Raw genomic sequence first — 1,356 nt, 5'->3', positions numbered from 1 at the left:
CGTACTTTCCTGAAATAGGTTGACTAAAAATTAAACCTTTTAGCAACATACCTAATGAAAGACAAAAAACAACACTGCCGAAAAAATTCCTACAAAAAAGTAGGTTTCGATTTAAAACTTTTAATCATAGATCAGATTCAAAACGGACAGATATCCGTGAATCATGCTTCAGAAAAATATCAAGTCTCTAGATCTTCTATTGATTACTGGTTAAAAAAATATAGTACCTTAGAACAAAAGAAACTTGGTATGAGCAAGAAAGACGAAATCAAAAAACTTAAGCAACGTATCGAAGAACTGGAATTCGTAAAAGACTTCCAACAAGACATTATTGCTGACATGGAACTCATTACAGGTGTCGATATGTCAAAAAAGTCATTGCCCAAAACATTAGCAGACGAGATCGAAAAAAAGAAACAAGACCGTTTAAAAGAAAATGGTTGATCCAATGTTTTGGGATTAGTAAACAAGCCTTCTATAAACGCTTGAAATCACACAGAACCAAAGTAAACAATGACCAAATCGTAATTCAAATGATTAAGGATTATAGAGATGAAGTCGGACAAAGAACCGGTGGCATTAAGCTCCATGACAATCTTAAACCTAAAATGGAAGCTCTTGGAATAAAAATGGGAAGAGACAAGTTTTATAAACTATTAAGAGCTTACAACCTCTTAGTTCCAAAAACCAAAAGGTATTTTATAACAACTAATTCTAAACATCATTTTTATAAATATGATAACCTGGTAAAAGACAAGGCTCCTACTCGATCTGAACAGCTTTGGGTAAGCGATATCACCTATATCAAAACAGAAAATAAACACTGTTATTTGGCACTGGTTACTGATGCCTATTCTAAGAAGATTATGGGCTATAAATTTGCATCACATATGAAAACATCTCTTTGCATAGATGCACTCGCTATGGCCATTAAAAATCGTAAATATCCTAATGAAAAACTAATACATCATTCGGATCGTGGAATTCAATACTGTAATCCAGCATATACCCAGTTTGCTGAACAAAACAATATAACACTATCAATGACACAACAGTATGACCCTTATGAAAATGCAGTAGCTGAACGAATCAATAGAACATTAAAATACGAGTACGGACTCAAACAAACCATAAAAAATAGTACTTTAGCTAACAAGATGATAAAAAGAGCTGTGAGCATTTATAACAACAAAAGAACACATTTTAGCTTAAAATTAAACACGCCTGCTTTTGTTCATCTTAACCAAAATGTAAAATACTGTTCCTACAAAAAGAACAAACAAAATTTAGAATATTTGACCTTTTAATTGACGAAAAATGAACCAAAAAAAGGTCAACCTATTTCAGTATAATACA

General features: G+C 32.2%; 2 protein-coding genes. Both read left to right on the top strand.

Annotation, left to right across the window (positions count from 1 at the left end; genetic code table 11):
• Positions 1-54: 54 nt before the first annotated feature.
• Positions 55-444, top strand: a complete 390-nt coding sequence (locus N4270_RS17055) for a helix-turn-helix domain-containing protein (protein WP_260098561.1) — start codon at positions 55-57, stop codon at positions 442-444.
• Positions 441-1,307 (top strand): IS3 family transposase, encoded by an 867-nt coding sequence (locus tag N4270_RS17050; RefSeq protein WP_260098560.1) that lies wholly within the window; start codon positions 441-443, stop codon positions 1,305-1,307. Before N4270_RS17055 ends, N4270_RS17050 begins: the two co-directional genes overlap by 4 nt.
• Positions 1,308-1,356: the final 49 nt, after the last annotated feature.

It is taken from the genome of Psychroserpens sp. SPM9 (assembly GCF_025153525.1).
Taxonomy (GTDB): domain Bacteria; phylum Bacteroidota; class Bacteroidia; order Flavobacteriales; family Flavobacteriaceae; genus Psychroserpens.
This window is presented reverse-complemented; position numbering and strand designations above follow the sequence as displayed.

Coding starts and splice junctions, on each gene's coding strand:
- N4270_RS17055 (WP_260098561.1), top strand. CDS start 55: ATGAAAGACAAAAAACAACACTGCCGAAAAAATTCCTACAAAAAAGTA.